General features: G+C 62.5%; 19 protein-coding genes and 1 tRNA gene. 16 read left to right on the top strand and 4 right to left on the bottom strand.

Going from position 1 to position 17,029, the window contains the following annotated elements:
* From AO692_RS26830 to AO692_RS26885, 12 genes are all read left to right on the top strand, one after another.
* Positions 1–1,500: a sugar ABC transporter ATP-binding protein gene (locus AO692_RS26830; RefSeq protein WP_054313122.1), complete on the top strand. Its 1,500-nt coding sequence runs from the start codon at positions 1–3 to the stop codon at positions 1,498–1,500.
* Entirely contained in the window at positions 1,500–2,483 is a 984-nt protein-coding gene (locus tag AO692_RS26835; RefSeq protein ID WP_054313123.1) for an ABC transporter permease, read from the top strand. Before AO692_RS26830 ends, AO692_RS26835 begins: the two co-directional genes overlap by 1 nt.
* A complete protein-coding gene (locus AO692_RS26840) occupies positions 2,480–3,469 on the top strand; it encodes an ABC transporter permease (protein ID WP_054313124.1) in 990 nt (329 codons plus the stop codon). Before AO692_RS26835 ends, AO692_RS26840 begins: the two co-directional genes overlap by 4 nt.
* A 5-nt stretch (positions 3,470–3,474) precedes the next feature.
* On the top strand, positions 3,475–4,494 hold the full coding sequence (locus AO692_RS26845) for a LacI family DNA-binding transcriptional regulator (protein ID WP_054313125.1): 1,020 nt from the start codon (positions 3,475–3,477) through the stop codon (positions 4,492–4,494).
* Positions 4,495–4,520: 26 nt separating this feature from the next.
* Complete coding sequence (locus AO692_RS26850; protein WP_054313126.1) at positions 4,521–5,759, top strand: Gfo/Idh/MocA family oxidoreductase; 1,239 nt, start codon at positions 4,521–4,523, stop codon at positions 5,757–5,759.
* 152 nt (positions 5,760–5,911) lie between these two features.
* Positions 5,912–6,580, top strand: coding sequence for a GntR family transcriptional regulator (locus AO692_RS26855; RefSeq protein ID WP_054313127.1), 669 nt, complete (start codon positions 5,912–5,914; stop codon positions 6,578–6,580).
* Positions 6,581–6,672: 92 nt separating this feature from the next.
* Positions 6,673–7,239, top strand: a complete 567-nt coding sequence (locus tag AO692_RS26860; protein ID WP_054313128.1) for a biotin transporter BioY — start codon at positions 6,673–6,675, stop codon at positions 7,237–7,239.
* Positions 7,236–8,309 carry a biotin synthase BioB gene (bioB, locus tag AO692_RS26865; protein WP_082407577.1) on the top strand — a complete coding sequence of 358 codons (1,074 nt, stop codon included), beginning with the start codon at positions 7,236–7,238 and terminating at the stop codon, positions 8,307–8,309. Before AO692_RS26860 ends, bioB begins: the two co-directional genes overlap by 4 nt.
* Positions 8,306–8,929: a dethiobiotin synthase gene (gene bioD / locus AO692_RS26870; protein WP_054313129.1), complete on the top strand. Its 624-nt coding sequence runs from the start codon at positions 8,306–8,308 to the stop codon at positions 8,927–8,929. Before bioB ends, bioD begins: the two co-directional genes overlap by 4 nt.
* 138 nt (positions 8,930–9,067) lie before the next feature.
* A complete protein-coding gene (locus AO692_RS26875; RefSeq protein ID WP_054313130.1) occupies positions 9,068–9,370 on the top strand; it encodes a DUF982 domain-containing protein in 303 nt (100 codons plus the stop codon).
* Positions 9,371–9,493: 123 nt separating this feature from the next.
* A tRNA-Leu gene (locus tag AO692_RS26880) sits at positions 9,494–9,579 on the top strand.
* 88 nt (positions 9,580–9,667) lie between these two features.
* A complete protein-coding gene (locus tag AO692_RS26885; protein WP_054313131.1) occupies positions 9,668–9,982 on the top strand; it encodes a hypothetical protein in 315 nt (104 codons plus the stop codon).
* 26 nt (positions 9,983–10,008) lie between these two features.
* Here AO692_RS26885 and AO692_RS26890 read toward each other — a convergent pair whose 3' ends face one another.
* Entirely contained in the window at positions 10,009–10,590 is a 582-nt protein-coding gene (locus tag AO692_RS26890; protein WP_054313132.1) for an NUDIX domain-containing protein, read from the bottom strand.
* Between the two features lie 149 nt (positions 10,591–10,739).
* Between AO692_RS26890 and AO692_RS26895 the strand changes: the two genes are divergently transcribed.
* Both AO692_RS26895 and AO692_RS26900 read left to right on the top strand, forming a co-directional pair.
* Complete coding sequence (locus AO692_RS26895; RefSeq protein WP_054313133.1) at positions 10,740–11,843, top strand: NADH:flavin oxidoreductase/NADH oxidase; 1,104 nt, start codon at positions 10,740–10,742, stop codon at positions 11,841–11,843.
* Positions 11,844–12,044: 201 nt separating this feature from the next.
* The gene (locus tag AO692_RS26900) at positions 12,045–12,296 is read left to right on the top strand and encodes a DUF2188 domain-containing protein (RefSeq protein WP_054313134.1); all 252 of its coding nucleotides are present in this window, start codon (positions 12,045–12,047) and stop codon (positions 12,294–12,296) included.
* A 25-nt stretch (positions 12,297–12,321) separates the two neighbouring features.
* Here the strand turns inward: AO692_RS26900 and AO692_RS26905 are convergent, their stop codons facing one another.
* The 3 genes from AO692_RS26905 to wrbA all read right to left on the bottom strand — a co-directional run bounded on the left by AO692_RS26905 (position 12,322) and on the right by wrbA (position 14,986).
* Complete coding sequence (locus AO692_RS26905; RefSeq protein ID WP_054313135.1) at positions 12,322–13,302, bottom strand: alpha/beta hydrolase; 981 nt, start codon at positions 13,300–13,302, stop codon at positions 12,322–12,324.
* Between the two features lie 359 nt (positions 13,303–13,661).
* Positions 13,662–14,153, bottom strand: coding sequence for a hypothetical protein (locus AO692_RS32965; protein ID WP_152979984.1), 492 nt, complete (start codon positions 14,151–14,153; stop codon positions 13,662–13,664).
* 233 nt (positions 14,154–14,386) lie between these two features.
* Positions 14,387–14,986, bottom strand: a complete 600-nt coding sequence (gene wrbA, locus AO692_RS26915; protein ID WP_054313137.1) for an NAD(P)H:quinone oxidoreductase type IV — start codon at positions 14,984–14,986, stop codon at positions 14,387–14,389.
* A 175-nt stretch (positions 14,987–15,161) separates the two neighbouring features.
* On the opposite strand from wrbA, the gene AO692_RS26920 reads away from it, so the two are divergent.
* Together AO692_RS26920 and AO692_RS26925 are read left to right on the top strand one after the other, a co-directional pair.
* Entirely contained in the window at positions 15,162–15,902 is a 741-nt protein-coding gene (locus AO692_RS26920) for a competence/damage-inducible protein A (RefSeq protein ID WP_054313138.1), read from the top strand.
* A gap of 68 nt (positions 15,903–15,970) precedes the next feature.
* Positions 15,971–16,855, top strand: a complete 885-nt coding sequence (locus AO692_RS26925; RefSeq protein WP_244483501.1) for a universal stress protein — start codon at positions 15,971–15,973, stop codon at positions 16,853–16,855.
* Positions 16,856–17,029: the final 174 nt, after the last annotated feature.

A 17,029-nucleotide genomic window follows, 5' to 3' on the forward strand; every position in this document is an offset into this window, starting at 1 on the left:
ATGTCCGAACTTATCGTTCGCGGCGCGCGCAAGGCTTATGGCGCAACGGTTGCGCTGAGCCGAGGCGACCTGCATCTCAAACCTGGCGAAGTGCATGTGCTGATCGGTTCGAACGGGTCGGGCAAGAGCACGCTGTGCAAGATCGTCGCCGGCAGCGTGAAGCCGGACGCCGGCGAAGTTCTGCTGGACGGCAAGCCTGTCACCATCGACGGTCCGCGCGCCGCACGGGCACTCGGCATCGGCATCTTCTACCAGGAACTCAGTCTGGCCGCGCGTCGCACGGTGGCCGAGAACATCCTCCTGCCGGCAATGCCGGTGAAGGGCGGCATCTTCGTCGACCGGACCGAGCTCGAGGAACGGACCGCCAGGATCATCGCCGAATTCCAGGACGTCGCCGGCGAAGGCTTTGCCGCAGACGTGACCGTGGACAGGCTGCGTGCCGACCAGCGCCAACTGGTGGAAATCATGAAGGCGCTCGCCACCGATGCGCCTATTCTCATCTTCGACGAACCCACCTCCGCACTCGACCGCGCACAGGTCGATCGTTTCTTCGAGATCCTGCGCCGCCTGAAACAGGAGGGTCGCGCCATGGTGTTCATCTCGCACCGCATGGACGAGATCTTTTCGATCGGCGACCGTGTCACCGTCATTCGCGATGGCGCGACTGTCGCGTCCTCAGCCATTGCCGAGACGAACGCCGATGAAGTGATCCGGCAGATGGTGGGCGAGCGTGAAGCGCTGTCGGCTGAAAGCAAACCTCCCGTACCAGCCGCCGCAGGCGAACCCATGCTGTCCGTGGCCAATCTCAACGGCGCCGGTTTCCGTGACGTTTCCTTCACCGTCGGCAAAGGCGAGATCCTCGGCTTCGGTGGGTTGCATGGCCAGGGACAGTCTTCGGTGCTGCGCGCCATTTTCGGGGCGTTGGCCCACAACGCCGGCACGATCGAGGTCCATGGCAAAGCTTGCGCTGCACGCTCGCCAGCCGAGGCCATCCGCAACGGCATTGCCTATGTCTCCGGCGATCGCGGCCGTGATGGCACGCTGACCGGCCGCCCGATCCTGGAAAACGTCACGCCGATCCATTTCCTGCGCAACAGGTCGCATCTCGCGCGCCCCGGCGCACTCGCCACGCTGGCCGATGGACCGCTGAAGGCACTGAAGACCAAGTTCCAGGATATCGGCCAGCCGGTGAATTCGCTGTCCGGCGGCAACCAGCAGAAGGTGGTGATCGCGCGCTGGCTGATCGATCGTCCCGCGATCCTTCTGCTCGACGACCCGACCAAGGGCATCGACCTTGCCGCGAAGTCGGACCTTTTCCAGCTCATCCGCTCCCTGGCGGCCGAGGGCATGGGCATTGCGCTGTATTCTTCGGAGGACGCCGAGTTGCTCGCCAATGCCGATCGTATCCTGGTCTTCAATTCAGGCGTGGTGACGCGCGAACTGCAGGGCGAAGACCGAACCCGCTACAATCTTTATCACGCCGCATATGAGGCTGCCTGATGAGCAACGCAGCCACCCAGACCAATACCGGCGGCCTTGGCCGCCTGATCCGCCGTTATCCTTTCCTGCCGGCGCTGATCATTCTCGTCCTGCTTCTGGCCCTCAACGGCATTTTCGAGCCGCGCAGCCTGAGTTTCCGCTCGATGACCGGGCTCATCTCAACCTACCTGGCTCTGATGATGCTCTCGGTGGCGCAGACCTATGTCGTCTTTTCCGGTGACATCGACCTGTCGGCAGGAAGCATCGTATCGCTGGTCAACGTCTCGGTGATCGTGCTGATGCAGAAATGGGGCGGCGACGGGTTCAGCGTCATCGCGGCCTGCCTGGTCGGCGCGCTGATCGGCCTGGCTTGCGGGTTGATCAACGGCATCGTCGTCGCGGGTTTGAGATTGCAGGCGATCGTCGCCACTTTCGCAACCTCCATCTTCTTCACCGGCCTGGCCCTCACCGTATTGCCAGTGGCCGGCACGCCGGCGCCCGAAGCCTATTGGACGACCTATGGCGGCCGCTTCCTCGGCATTCCCTTCGTGTTTTATGCCGTTGCAGCAGTGGCAATCCTGCTTGCGATCCTGATGCGCATGCGTTTGACCACACAGATGCTGGCAGTCGGCGATGACCAGCAGGCGGCGTTCCAGAGCGGACTGCCGGTGACCGCGATCCGCATCAAGGGGTATGTCTTCTGCGGCCTGTTCGCAGCGCTCGCCGCGCTCTGCATCACCGGCGACACCGCAAGCGGCGATCCGCTGGTCGGCGGCAAGATGACGCTTTATTCGGTCGCCGCCGTGGTTCTGGGCGGCTCGGCGTTGGCCGGAGGGTTCGGCACGGTGACGGGCTCGCTGATCGGCGCCCTCATCATCGGCCTCATCAATGCCCTGGTCTTCTTCGTCGGAACGCCTTCGGAATGGCAGAACTTCGTACAGGGCCTCGCCATCCTGCTGGCTTTGATGACCGGCATCCTCGTCAGCCGCGGAGCACGGGCATGAGCACCGACGCCCTCCCCTCCAAATCAGGCGGGAACGCCGCGCTGGCTTTCGCGAAGAAGCCGCTCGTGGTGGCGCTGATCCTGATCGTGTTGCTGCTCGCCGTCGGCGAATGGCTGTCCCCGGGCTTCGCCTCGCCGGGACAGGTCCTGAGGCTGCTGATCGTCGCTGCACTGCTCGGCATCGTCGCGGCCGGCCAGAACCTGGTCATCCTCGGTGGCCGCGAAGGCATCGACCTTTCGGTCGGCGGCATCGTCTCGCTGGCCGCGATCCTGGCCGGCAATGTCATGAACGGCGCCGATAGCGGCATCCTGCCGGCAATCCTTGTCTGCATCGTCGTTGGAGGCCTGTTCGGCCTCATCAACGGTGTCGGCGTGACGCTGCTGCGCATCCCGCCATTGGTGATGACGCTCGGCATGCTCGGCGTGCTGCAGGGCCTGCTGGTGGTTATCCGCAACGGCATCCCCTCCGGTCGCGCCGCACCTGGCCTGTCCGACTTCGTCGTCAAACCGTTCCTGCTCGGCCTGCCCGGCATCATCTGGCTCTGGCTGCTGATCGGGCTTGCCATGGCCTTCCTGCTGCGCCGCACCGTGTTCGGCTACCGCGTCTATGCGATCGGCTCCAACGAGCAGGCCGCCTTCATGGCCGGCGTACCGGTGAAGACCATCCGCGTCGCGCTGTTCATGCTGTCAGGTGTCTTCGCTGCCATCGCCGGCATGTGCCTGCTCGGCTATTCCGGCTCCTCCTTTGCCAATGTCGGCGAGCAATACATGCTGCCCTCGATCATCGCCGTGGTGCTCGGCGGCACGCCGTTGTCGGGCGGCAAGGGCGGCTACACCGGCACGATGGCCGGCGCCGTGCTGCTGGTCCTGCTCCAGAGCATCCTCACCACGGTGCACATCGACGAAGCCGGCCGGCAGATGGTGTTCGGCGCGACATTGGTGGCGCTGATGCTGTTCTACGGGCGCGCCAAGGCGATGCGGGGCTGATCGGCATGGCCGGGCCCGCCAAGATCAAGGACATTGCCGCGCGCGCGGGCGTCTCCCCGGCCACGGTCTCGCGCGCGCTTTCCGATACCGGCCTGGTGGCCGAGCCGACGCTGTCGCGCATCCGCGAAGTCGCGCAGATGCTGAACTACCGGCCCAATGTCAGTGCCCGTAACCTGCGCACCCAGAAATCCATGGCCGTCCTGATGGTGGTGCGTGACGTCGGCAACCCCTTCTATCTCGAGATCATGAAGGGGGTAGAGGCAACTGCTCGTGCCGCCGGCTATTCGGTGCTGATGGGCAATACCGAAAACAACGCCGAGCGCGAGGTCGAGTATTTCGACATGCTGCGCGACGGCCATGCCGACGGCATGATCCTGATCACCGGCAAGCTGCCATGGCCGGCCGAGGAAAGCCGGTCGCATCTGCAGGGCCTGCCGGTGGTGGTGGCGCTGGAAACGATCGAAGGCATGGGCCTGCCGCATGTGCAGATCGACAATGTCGGGGCCTCGCATGCCGCGGTCGAGCACCTGATCGGGCTCGGTCATCGAGCCATTGCCCATATCTGCGGCCCCGTCCCTGAAATCATGGCGGTTCGCCGCCGCGAAGGTTTTCGCCGGGCGATGCAGGCAGCGGGGCTCGCCATACCGGACGGCTACGAACCTGTCGGTGACTATCTGCTGCCTTCGGGTGAAACGCTATGCCGCGCGCTGTTCGAGCGACCGGACCGACCGACCGCGTTGTTCGTTGCCAATGACGAGATGGCTTTCGGCGCGATCAACGAATTGCGCCGGCTGGGCCTCGACGTGCCCGGCGACGTTTCGGTGGTCGGGTTCGACGACCTGTTCCTCAGCCAGGCCTTCTATCCGCCGCTGACAACCGTGCGCCAGCCACGCGCGGAGATCGGACAGGAGGCGATGCGGCAGTTGCTGCGGGTGCTCGCCGGAGAAGAGATCGAAGTCGAGACACTGGAAATGCCCACGGTGCTGCAGATCCGTGGCTCGACCGCCCGGCCAAAACCAATCTGAAAGACAAGAAGCAGGAAAGGACGACCATGGCACAGCTGCCGAAGGAGAGATTGCGCGTCGGTTTCGTGGGCACGGGCTTCATCGCCCAGTTTCACCTGAAATCGCTGGTCGGCGTGCGCAACATCGATGTCGTCGGCGTCTACAGCCGCAGCAACGAAAAGCGGGAGCACTTCGTCAAGCTGGCCGATGAACTCGGCCTCGGTTCCTGCAAAAACCACGACAGCCTGGAAAGCCTGCTTGGCGACCCGACGCTCGATGCCGTCTGGATCCTGTCGCCGAACTACACGCGCCTCGACGTCATGCGCACGCTGCATGCCGAGATCAAGGCCGGCCGATCCAAGGTGTTCGCCGTCGCCTGCGAGAAGCCCCTGGCGCGCACCGTTGCCGAAGCGCGCGAAATGGTGCGGCTCGCCGAAGATGCCGGGCTGAACCACGGCTATCTCGAAAACCAGGTGTTCGCGACGCCGGTCATCCGCGGCAAGGAAATCGTCTGGCGGCGCGCCGCCTCGACCACCGGCCGTCCCTACCTCGCCCGCGCGGCGGAAGAGCATTCCGGCCCGCATGAAGCCTGGTTCTGGCAAGGCGACAAGCAGGGCGGTGGCGTGCTGTCGGACATGATGTGCCACAGCCTCGAAGTCGCGCGTCATCTGCTCACGGCACCTGGAGCGGCGCGGGGTTCGCTGAAGGTCAAATCGGTCAATGGAACCGTCGCCAACCTCAAATGGACGCGCCCGCACTATGCTGACGATCTTGCCCGCCGCTTCGGTCCCGGCGTCGATTATCGCAACCATCCCTCAGAGGATTTCGCCCGCGGCGTGGTGGCGCTGGAGGACGAAGCCGGCAACGAGCTGATGATCGAAGCCACGACGTCCTGGGCCTATGTCGGGGCTGGCCTGCGCATCCAGCTCGAACTGCTCGGCCCCGAATATGCGATGGAATTCAATTCGCTGGGCACCGGCTTGAAGATCTTCATGTCACGCGCGGTGCAAGGCTCGGAAGGCGAGGATCTTGTCGAGAAGCAGAATGCCGAACAGGGCCTTATGCCGGTGCTGGAGGACGAGGCCGGCGTCTATGGCTACACCGACGAGAACCGTCACATGACCGAGTGTTTCCGCAAAGGCGAGACGCCGCTGGAAACCTTCCATGACGGGCTTGCCGTGGTGGAAATGATGATGGGCCTCTACAAATCGGCGGAAACCGGCGAGACGGTGCGTTTCCCGGCTCCGGAGCTTGAGCACTATGTGCCGCCGGTGGCGCGCCGCTGACAACGCAGATCCGGATTCCTTGGGCAAGGTGCCATTCGCACCCTGCCTCTCTTTTCGGCACGAAGGGGAATGGGGCTTGTCCCGTCCCTTTGTGCTGTGGCTTATCCGGCCAACCAATCGACAAGCCCTGCGCACCAAATTATCTATGAAACATGGGCGCACAAAAAGAAGACACTCTCGCGGTCCGCATCTCGAAGACGCTGGCCGATCGCATCATCGCAGGTAAGATCGAGCCCGGCTCACGGCTGCGGCAGGATCACGTCGCCGAGGAATTCGGTGCCAGCCATGTCCCCGTGCGCGAGGCCTTTCGCAGGCTGGAGGCACAAGGCCTCGCGGTCAGTGAACCGCGCCGAGGCGTGCGTGTTGCCAGCTTCGACCTAGCCGAAGTGAAAGAAGTGGCGGAAATGCGCGCAGCCCTCGAGGTGCTGGCGTTGCGTCACGCTGCGCCACATCTGACGCCTGCCATTCTCGACGCGGCCGAAGAAGCCACCAAGGCCGGTGACAATTCGCGTGACGTACGCTCCTGGGAAGAGGCGAACCGGCGCTTCCACCGTCTCATCCTGGAACCCTGCGCCATGCCGAGGCTGCTATCGGCCATCGATGACCTGCATGCCGCCAGCGCCCGTTTTCTTTTCGCCGCATGGCGATCCGACTGGGAAGCACGCACCGATCACGACCATCGCACTATCCTTTCCGCCTTGCGCAAGGGCCAGATCGATGCGGCGTGCACCACGCTGGCCGGTCATGTTCAATGGATCGGCCGTCGGCCCCAGAAATCGGCCAGCGGCGGCGTCCGCGACGCTTTCGCGATCGTCGGATAAAAATATCTATAATCCTATTGCGACTCGTTTCCTTTTGTGGATTCACTGTAGATATAGATCATAAATTATCTATAATTTACGAAAGGAAGACCATGAGCCAGACCCTCACGCTGCGCGGCATCAAGCCGCGCGAGGCGGCAAGAACTGTTGGCATCATCATCGCGGGCGTCGCCCTGATCACGCTCTGCGCCAAGCTGCGCATTCCGTTCTGGCCGGTGCCGCTGACCTTATATACGCTGGCGGTCATGGGCATTGCGGTCGCCACTGGCCCGCGCATGGCGACAGCCACCTTCTTCACCTTCCTGGCGGTAGGGGCAGCCGGCTTGCCGGTGTTCTCCGGCTCGCCTGAGCGCGGTATCGGCCTCGCCTACATGATGGGCCCGACGGGCGGCTACCTGCTGGGCTATCTCTTCGCCAGCTGGTTGACCGGCTGGCTGGCCGAGGGCCGGCAGATGTTCGGCCGCATCATAGCCATGCTGGCAGGCCTTGCAGTGACTTACGCAGTCGGCCTGCCCTGGCTCGGCCTGTACATCCCCGCCAAGGATGTCATTCCGCTGGGCTTCACCCCTTTCATTCTGGGAGATCTTATCAACATCGCCATGGTCGCCGTCGGCTCGGCCATGATCCCGGCACGTCTGCTGGGAAAGATCGGCCGGTGAGTGCGTCCGTAACGCCGGATCGCTCGTCTCTTCCTGAGACGGGCGATGTCCGTACCGACTGGACACAGGCAGAAGCGGAAGCGATCTACGCCTTGCCGCTGCCCGACCTGCTCCATCGGGCGCAAAGCGTTCACCGCAGCCGCTTCGATCCGACCGTGGTCGAAACCGCCAGCCTGCTCAGCGTCAAGACAGGCGGCTGTCCGGAGGATTGCGGCTACTGCTCGCAGAGTGCGCATCACAAGACCGGCGTCAAGGCGACCAAGCTGATGCCGGTGGAGCGCGTGCTCGAGGAGGCACAGCGCGCCAGGGCCGGCGGGGCGACGCGGTTCTGCATGGGTGCTGCCTGGCGCAGCCCGAAGGACCGTGACATGGACAGGGTTTGCGCCATGATCGAAGGCGTCAGGGCGCTGGGCATGGAAACCTGCGTCACCCTCGGCATGCTGACAGGGTCCCAGGTCGAACGGCTGAGGGAAGCGGGCCTCGATTATTACAACCACAACATCGACACCTCCCGGGAATACTATCCCGAGATCGCCACCACCCGCACCATCGATGACCGCCTGGAGACCCTGGCACTGGTGCGCTCCGGCGGCATCAAGGTCTGTTCCGGCGGCATTGTCGGCATGGGCGAAACCATGGCGGACCGCATCGCCATGCTGGTCATCCTGGCCACGCTCGAGAGGCACCCGGAAAGCGTTCCGATCAATATGTGGAACGAAGTCCAGGGTACGCCGGTGATGGAGAAGAGCCGGCCGGTGGAGCCGATCGCCTTCGTGCGGCTGGTCGCGCTCGCGCGCATTCTGATGCCGCAAAGCGTGGTGCGGCTTTCGGCTGGTCGCCATGCCATGAGCGATGAATTGCAGGCACTCTGCTTCCTGGCCGGCGCCAATTCGATCTTCACCGGCGACGTGCTTCTGACCACCGGCAATCCGGAGCGCAACAAGGACTTCGCGCTGCTGAAAAAGCTCGGCATGCGCGCCGCCGAAGCACCGGTCCATGCAGGCACCGGGCCGGATCAGAAATACCGCTCTCAGCCATCCCCGCCCTTGTCCGCGACTGGCGCGCTTTGAATACGCGCATCGTCGTCACCGGCACCGATACCGACATCGGCAAGACGGTCTTCGCCGCAGGACTGACCAGTCTGCTCGGAGCATCTTACTGGAAGCCGGTGCAAGCCGGACTTGGCGGAGAGAGCGACAGCGAAACCGTGATGCGGCTCGGCGACGTTTTGCCGGGCCGTATCCTGACCGAGGCATGGCGACTGAACACCCCCGCCTCTCCACACCATGCTGCGGCGATCGACGGCGTCACGATCATCCCCGAAGAGTTGAATGTACCGGAAGTCGATGGGCCGCTGGTTATCGAAGGCTCCGGCGGTGTGCTGGTGCCACTGACACGGACCACCACCTTCGCCGACATCTTCGCACGCTGGGAATTGCCAGTGGTCCTGTGCGCACGCACCCGGCTCGGCACCATCAACCATACGCTTCTGTCACTGGAAGCACTGCGCGCCCGCAATGTTCCGGTTCTGGGAGTTGCCTTTATCGGCGGCGCCCAACCCGAGACCGAAAGCATAGTCTGCGAGATCGGCAGAACCAGAAAACTGGGACGCCTGCCCATGCTCGACCCGCTGACGCCCGCAGCGTTGCGGCAGGTCTTCACCGTTGCCTTTTCGGCTGACGACTTCTGAAAACTCAATCAGCGAATTGAGTTCGATCGAAGATGGGTATAGGCAAGGAACCACTACCGCGTTGGAACGTTCATGTGCGTTCCCTGCCGAGGCCGGCGTTCGTTTTGGCCTCCTTTCCATTTTCAGAAAGGCCTTCCCATGCACAATTTGCTGGCGTTCACGCCTGTCACCGTTACTGCAGAAGTTGGCGATAAGCGCGAAATCTCTTCGATTTGCGACATGATCGAATTCCTGACCGAGTGGGCCAAGACCGGCGAAAGCAAGACCTGGGAAATTGCGATGAAGGCCTGCAACGCCGCCCAGGCGGGAGAGCTCGACCCTCAGATCGCGCGGGACGCGTTTCTTGCCTTTGCCCGACGTTCCAAGATCCTCGTTCCCGAGGATACCAAAAACATCACCGTTAAGCCCAGCGTTGCAGGATTCGGTGGATTTGCCGTCTAGCACGGCGCCAATAGCCTCTACGCGCCAATAGCCTCTACGCACTTGCTCGACGTGCACAGCAGTTCGCCACGACGCAAAACATGTGTTGACTACGCACGCTAACTAATTGAAGTGACGGCAAGTGCGGACGTGGCGGAACTGGTAGACGCAAGGGACTTAAAATCCCTCGATCCTCGATCGTACGGGTTCGATTCCCGTCGTCCGCACCATACCGCCAACGACGACAGGTTCTCAGCCGTTTCCTTTCGCAAACGATCTTGCTAGCCTGTCGTCATGAAAGCGATCGCCCCGAGGCCCATGGCAACCGCGTTTCTGCTTGGCCTGCCCTTGCTGGCCGGCTGCGGTTCGATGAAATCGGTCGACCCATCGCAATACGCATCGATGAACTGCACCGAGCTCAATGTCGCGCTGGGCGAGTTGGCGACAGGCGTCACGTCGACGGCAATCAGCCGCGGCAATATCTCGAACACCCGCATCCCGTTCTGGCTGCCCGGCGGGCAGAAGGCGGTCTCCGTGCTCAAGAACCGGCGAACGGCGGAAATCGAGCGCCTTCAGGCACAGGAGGCAGCCATCGAAGCAAGCCGCAAGCAGCGCTGCCGGGGCGAGCTCTAAGATAGCCGACGCGGCTTGTCTGAATCCTAGCCGAACAGCGTCGGGTTCAGCTTCAGATGCTGCAGCAGAAGAATCGTCTTGGCGTCGATGATGCGGCCGTCGGAAATCGCGGCCATCGCTTCGTCGACCGGCATTTCAAGCACTTCGATGTCCTCGCCCTCTTCCGGAGCGCCGCCGCCTTCCGAAATGCGATCGGCCGGCGAATAACGCGCCGCGAACAACCATAGACGCTCGGTGACGCTGCCGGGGCTCATATAGGGCGTGAATAGCAACTTCACGCCGTTCAGCTGATAGCCGAGCTCCTCTTCCGCCTCCTTGCGGATACAGGTCTCGGGATCATTCTTGTCCAACAGGCCGGCGCAGACTTCGATCAGTGGCTCCTTGTGACCGGTGACAAAGGCCGGCCAGCGGAACTGCCGCACCAGCAGCACCGTGCCGCGGTCGGGATCGAAGGGAAGGATAGCCGCCCCGTCACCACGATCATAGGTCTGGCGCACCTGAGTTTCCCAAATACCATCGCGACGGCGGTAGTCGAAGGTGGTCTTTTTCAGGATGGCCCAGTCGTCGGAAAGGATTTCCTGCGTACGGATGCGGATGCGGTCGTCCATGCTTGCCTCGTTTCGGGGAATGGGCTGGGATAGCGTGCGATGAGCCGGACCGCAATGACGTCTGGTGGACTAGGCCGGGCGGCCTTGCAGCCATCTGGCACGCAAGGCAACCGCAGCCTAGAAGAAGATCACATCAAACCGGAGCCATCATGACAGCCGCCCTCTTCCAGCCCATTTCGCTCGATGGCCTCGAATTGCCGAACCGCATCGCCGTGGCGCCGATGTGCCAATATTCGGCAGATGACGGCTCGGCCACCGACTGGCATCTCTACCACTGGATGAACCTTGCCATGTCGGGCGCCGGCATGGTCACGGTGGAGATGACCGATGTCGAGCGACGGGGCCGCATCTCCCATGGTTGTCTCGGCCTCTATTCGGATCACAATGAAGCAGCCGCCAGGCGCACACTGGATGCAGCCAGGCGGGTCGCGCTGCCGGGGGCCAAATTCGGCGTGCAGCTTGCCCATGCCGGACGCAAGGCCTCCTGCCAGCGACCTTGGGAAGGCGGTGGCCCGCTGAAGCCGGAGCAGGATCCATGGCCGGTCGTCTCTGCCTCAGCCCTCGCCTACGACGCCGGCTGGCAGGTGCCACACGAACTGAGCGACGAGGAAGTGCTTGGTGTCATCCAGCGCTTTGCGGACGCCGCAAAACGCGCCGACCGCGCCGGCTTCGACTTCATCGAACTGCACGCTGCCCATGGCTACCTGATCTTCCAGTTCCTGTCGCCACTCTCCAACCGGCGCACGGACCGCTGGGGCGGTTCGCTGGAAAACCGCATGCGTTTTGCGGTCGAGGTCGCCAGGGCCGTGAAGGCGGCAGCACCGAGGCTGACACTGGGCGCGAGGCTTTCGGTGAAGGAATGGGTGGATGGCGGCTTCGACGTGCCGGACGCAATCGAGGTGGCAAAAGCGCTGAAGGAGGCTGGTCTCGCCTATCTGTGCTGCTCCAGCGGCGGCAATTCTCCGCTTCAGAAGCTGCCGACCGGCGCAGGCTACCAGGTGCATCTGGGCGAAGCCGTCCGCAACGCGGTCGGTATCACCACGCGCACCGTCGGTCTCATCACCGATCCGGAGCACGCCAATGCTGTCGTCGCGGAAGGGAAAGCGGACATCGTGGCACTTGGGCGGGCTTTCCTGGCTGACCCCCGCTGGGGTTGGCGCGCGGCGGCAAGTCTCGGCGAAAAGATCCAGCCGGCGCCGCAGCTCGCCCGCGCCGTCACCACCATGGAGCATTGGATCCGCGATGAGGATTGAGGAAATCCCTCCCCTTGCCGGCTAAAACGGCAAGAGGTTGAAATCCGTCTCAAAGTGCAGGAAAGTCTTGGCTAGAGCGTTTCCGTTTTTCACGGAAACGCGGAAACGCTCTAACTTCTATTTTTACGCAATTCCGGACGCAAAACCGCTCACACTTTTGCTGGAATTGCTCTAGAAGGAGTGCCGTCACCGGAGGCTGTCATGGCGAAGTTGACCTACAAGATCATCGAGCACGATGGGGGGTGGGCCTACAAGGTTGGCGACACCTATTCGGAAACCTTTCCGAGCCATTCCGACGCCCTTCAGGCCGCCAGAATCGCTTCCTCGGAACAGCAGATCGCCGGCCAGACCGACGGCATCGAATATGAGGACACCAACGGCAAGTGGCATTCGGAACTTGCCGACGGACGCGACAGGCCGGAAACCGAAGTGCAGGACGATCCGGCTGTCTGATCACGACCTCTCGGAGTTGACATTTTCAGGCGGAAACACGGCCGGCAAACGCACGCTCGGCGATGCGACGAACAAAAGCCGCTACCTGCTCAGGTCCGATGAATTGCGGCATGTGGCCGAGGTTTTCCGCGATCTCCAGATCCAGCCCTTCGATCTTCTGCTTGACCGGTGTACCCTGCACTTCAAGCCTGATGATAGGGTCGACCCCGCCGAACAGAAGACCTGATGGCACTTTGATCTCGCTGTAGCGCTCCGACAGCCGCGGCAAATCCATCTCGATGACCGCGAAATCGGTCGCGCTGGCATAGTAGTGGCTCGGCCTCAACCCGATATAGCCACCATTCTCGGTCATGTAGTTTTCCGGAGGCGGATGCGGGGCAAAGATCAAGGCCATCGTCTTCATGCCGTATTTCAGCCCTGCCGGCGCGGAGACCGTATGCGCAAGGACAAAACGCTTGAGCGGCGAGGATACGAACAGCGCCTTGAATTCCGGTCTGAGATCGACCTCCTTATGGGTGAGCGCCGCCAGAAGCACGAGCCCTGAGATCGCTTCCGGATGCTCGACGGCAATCGCCAGCGCCACCGAACCACCCAACGAATGGCCGACGATGACCGGCTTTTCGAGGCCCAGTTTTTCCATGAAGGCGCAGATGATATCGGCCTGCTCCGGCAGACGCCCGGTCGAACCACGCGCCCGCGTCGAATAACCGGAGCCCGGCCGATCGAGTGCAATCAGCCGGTAGCCCGGCCCGAATACCTTGAACAATGGGTGCGTGAAATGGTGCAGCTGCGCGCCGAGCCCATGGAGGAAAACGATAGGAGGCCCCTCGCCCACGTCAACGTAATGGATACGGTTGCCTTTGATGTCGACGAATTTGCCTGCCGGCGGCATGGTGCGCTCTACCCAGGCAACGATGCGCCATGTCTTGAAGACAAAAAACCCAACGACGGCGAGACCGGCCAGAGCGAGAGCCGCAAGCAGCCAGAGAAGCGCGGTCAGCAACATCAGGAACCTCTAATCAGACCGCGACATATCGGCGTGCCCGCCTCATCCATGTCAAGGCGGCAGTGCCGCGCCAAGGAAGGAATACGGAGCCCCCCGGGCGCATGCGGATCAGATATGGGCTCCCAACCCTCAAAACGCAGAAAATCCGAACCGTTTCCGGTCCGGATTTCCTGCAAGTCCTTGAACACCCCGCCCAAAACCGGACCTTGCCGTGAAAGAATATCAAGGCGGGCCACGTGATGGCATACGGCAAATGCCGTATTTCGGATCTGCAGATCGGAAAATACCCAATGATCAGACGATTGGAGAGGGCATGCCGTGATCCTGGGCGTCGCACTCAGGCCAACGCGGCAATCTGCCTATCGCGGAAAGCTCGAGCTGTATCCGTCAGGATAATATCCGCCGTCGCCGCCATTGCCGTTCGGTTCGGCTTCGCCAGTGGCGGCGCGAAGGTCCTGGGAGACATCGTCGAGACGGGCAAGCAACTCGCGTGAGCCGTTACCCCGGGCGGCTTCGTTGCGAATCTGCCGGGCCTCGGACGCCAATTCGCGCGCCTTCGACGTGTCGATGAGATTGAGCCGCTCGGCATCCTGGATGCCCTGACCGACACCATCGGCCTGGTTGAAAATCACGCGCGCCATGCTGTTGTCAGGCATAGCAACCGCGTGAGCCGATTTGCGGGCTTGATGGTGCTCTGCGGCCAGAGCGCCGTCGGCGACCGGAACCAGAGCAACAACAGAAGCAAGAAGAATTAGCCTGGAAGAAAAGGGAGACATGATTGTTCCTCCGCAATTGAGAACGAGCGACGTCCGCTCCGCAGCCCGTTCGGCTGCTGGATCGTCCAGTTCCACCTGTCGCGATTTGTTTTCTTCGCCGGAAGTTCCCGATCCGCACGAAGAAAATGCCGTTTCAAGAAGGGTGTTCCAGCCTCACGGAAATATCATCCGCCGTGATGAAACAGGGAGCTCCGCCATGTCTCGACCGACGCTCCAGGTCGATGACGTCCGAAAGGCCAAGCCCCACAGCAATAAAAACGGGCGGCCCTCGCGAGCCGCCCGCCTGCCTTGTGCCAGCCGTGAGACGCTCAGCCGTGCAGCTTGGCAGTGATTTCAGCCACCCGCTTGCCCTGGAAGCGTGCGCCTTCCAGTTCCTGCGCCGAAGGCTGACGCGAACCGTCGCCATCGGAGGTCGTGGTCATGCCGTAGGGCGCGCCGCCACGGACGACATCGTTGCCCATCTGTGCCTGGTAGGCATAAGAAAGCGGCACGATGATCATGCCATGGTGCTGAAGCGACGCCTGCGTGGTGATGATCGCGAGTTCCTGGCCGCCATGCTGGGTGGCGGTGGACGCCATCACCGAGGCGACCTTGTTGACCAAGGCACCCTTGACCCAGAGCGGGCCGGTCTGGTCGAGGAAATTCTTCATCTGCGCAGCCATCATACCATAACGTGTCGAAACACCGAAGATGATGGCATCGTAGTTTTCCAGTTCGAGCGGATCGGCGATCGGCGCGTCCTGATCGAGCTTGTAATAAGCTGCCTTGGCGACAGCTTCCGGCACCAGTTCGGGTACCCGCTTGATGGTCACATCGGCGCCAGCTTCGCGCGCGCCTTCGGCTGCGGCCTTGGCCATCTGTTCCATGTGTCCCCAGCTCGAATAGTAAAGCACCAATACCTTTGCCATGCGGGCATCTCCTACGATTGGACCGATGGAACGTCGTCGTTCCGTTGCGCCGCAATCTAGTGTCCGGACCGTTCACCGGAAGCCGCCAAATCTGACACGCACTGTTCACCGTTTCAGGAGCATTGCCCACACCCGGCCACCGCGCTATTCGACAGCGTCCAATTCGGAGTGCGCCATGCCAGACATTGTTACAGCCGCCATGATCGTCATCGGCGACGAGATCCTGTCGGGGCGCACCAAGGACAAGAACATCGGCCACCTTGCCGACATGATGACGGCGATCGGTATCGACCTGAAGGAAGTCCGTGTCGTGCCCGACGAAGAAGGCGAGATCGTCGCCGCGGTGAATGCGCTGCGTGCCCGCTACACTTACGTCTTCACCACCGGCGGCATTGGGCCCACGCATGACGACATCACCGCCGACTCTGTCGCCAAGGCGTTCGGAGTGCCTTGCGAATATGATGCCAAGGCACTCGCTTTGCTTGCTGACAGCTATGAAAAGCGCGGCATCGAGTTCAATGATGCCCGCAAGCGCATGGCACGCATGCCGCGCGGCGCCGAGCACATAGACAACCCCGTTTCGGTCGCGCCCGGTTTCCGCATCGGCAACGTCCATGTCATGGCCGGAGTGCCCTCGATCTTCCAGGCGATGCTGGACAATGTCGTGCCGACGCTGAAGACCGGAACGAAGCTGCTTTCCGCCACGGTGCAGTGCCCCTATGGCGAAGGCCGTATCGGCGGTCCACTCGCCGAAATCCAGAAAGCGCACCCGGACACCATCATCGGCTCCTATCCAAAATACGCAGACGGAACATTCTGGACGGAACTGGTTGTACGCGCGCGTTCGCCCGAGGTGCTGGAAGCTGTCCGCAACGAGATAGAAGCCATGGTGGCGGGACTCCCCAAGGAAGGCTGAGTTCGCTGGCCGACCGGGAACCTGTCCTATATCCTCGACGTTCTAATCATATCCGGGAAGTGCTCGACATGTCCGCCGTGGACGATGTCGGCAACGGACGGAGAGTGCAGGAGGAGGGTTCCATGCCGTTCAAGACCATCGTCGCCATCGTGCAGAGCGAACAGGACGCCGAGCGCGTGCTGGACGGCGCCATTGCCCTGGCATCCCGCTTCAAGGCGCATGTCATCGGTGTCCACGCAGAGGCGCTGCCGATGCCCTACACTTCGGCCACCGGCTTCCCCGACACCGAATTCATGCAAGTCTCGGCCGACCTCAACAAGGAACGTTCGGCCAAGCTGCGTACCGTCTTTCAAAAGAAACTGCAGCCCTCCGGCCTCTCCTTCGAATGGCGGGCCGAAGAAACATTCTCGGGCGACAGCGCGCTTTCCAGCCTCGCCAGTGTGCGAACCGCGGACATTGTGGTCGCCGCCCAGCGTGATGCCGACAGCGACACCAATGCCGATATCGGTTCGCTTGTCTATGACGCGGGGCGGCCGGTGCTTGTAGTGCCGCACAGCGGACCGATCGCCGCCAGCTTCCGCCATGTGATGCTGGCCTGGAACGGCAGCCGCGAGGCGGCGCGTGCGGCTTTCGATGCCCTGCCTTTCATGATCGAGGCCGAAAAGGTCGAAGTCTTCGTGGTCGATCCCGGCGAGGACAGCGACGAGGAAGGACTGGGAGGCGCTGGAATTGCAGCGGCGCTGACCCGCCATGGCGTGAAAGCCAGCGTGGCGACCCGGCAGGCAAAGGGTGGCACCGTCGAGGATGCCGTTCAGAACCGCCTTGTCGAGACCGGAGCGGATCTAATCGTCATCGGCGCCTACAGCCACTCCTGGATGCACCGATTGCTCTATGGCGGCGTGACAAGAACGGTGTTGCGTTCCTCGCCGGTGACGGCGTTCCTGTCCCGGTAGCGCGAAAGCGATCTCTTTCAGAAGGCCGGGGAGAGGCATAACAGCGTGGCAACGTGCTTCATGGCCGTGGATATCCTGGCACCACGCCACCGCGCCCACTGCACGCCTCTTGCCAAAGGCGCAGCTTTCCGGCTAATTCCGCCCGCATTCCTCAAATCTTGCGCGCGACCGGCG

The organism is Mesorhizobium sp. 1M-11 (assembly GCF_001303895.1).
Taxonomy (GTDB): Bacteria; Pseudomonadota; Alphaproteobacteria; order Rhizobiales; family Rhizobiaceae; genus Mesorhizobium.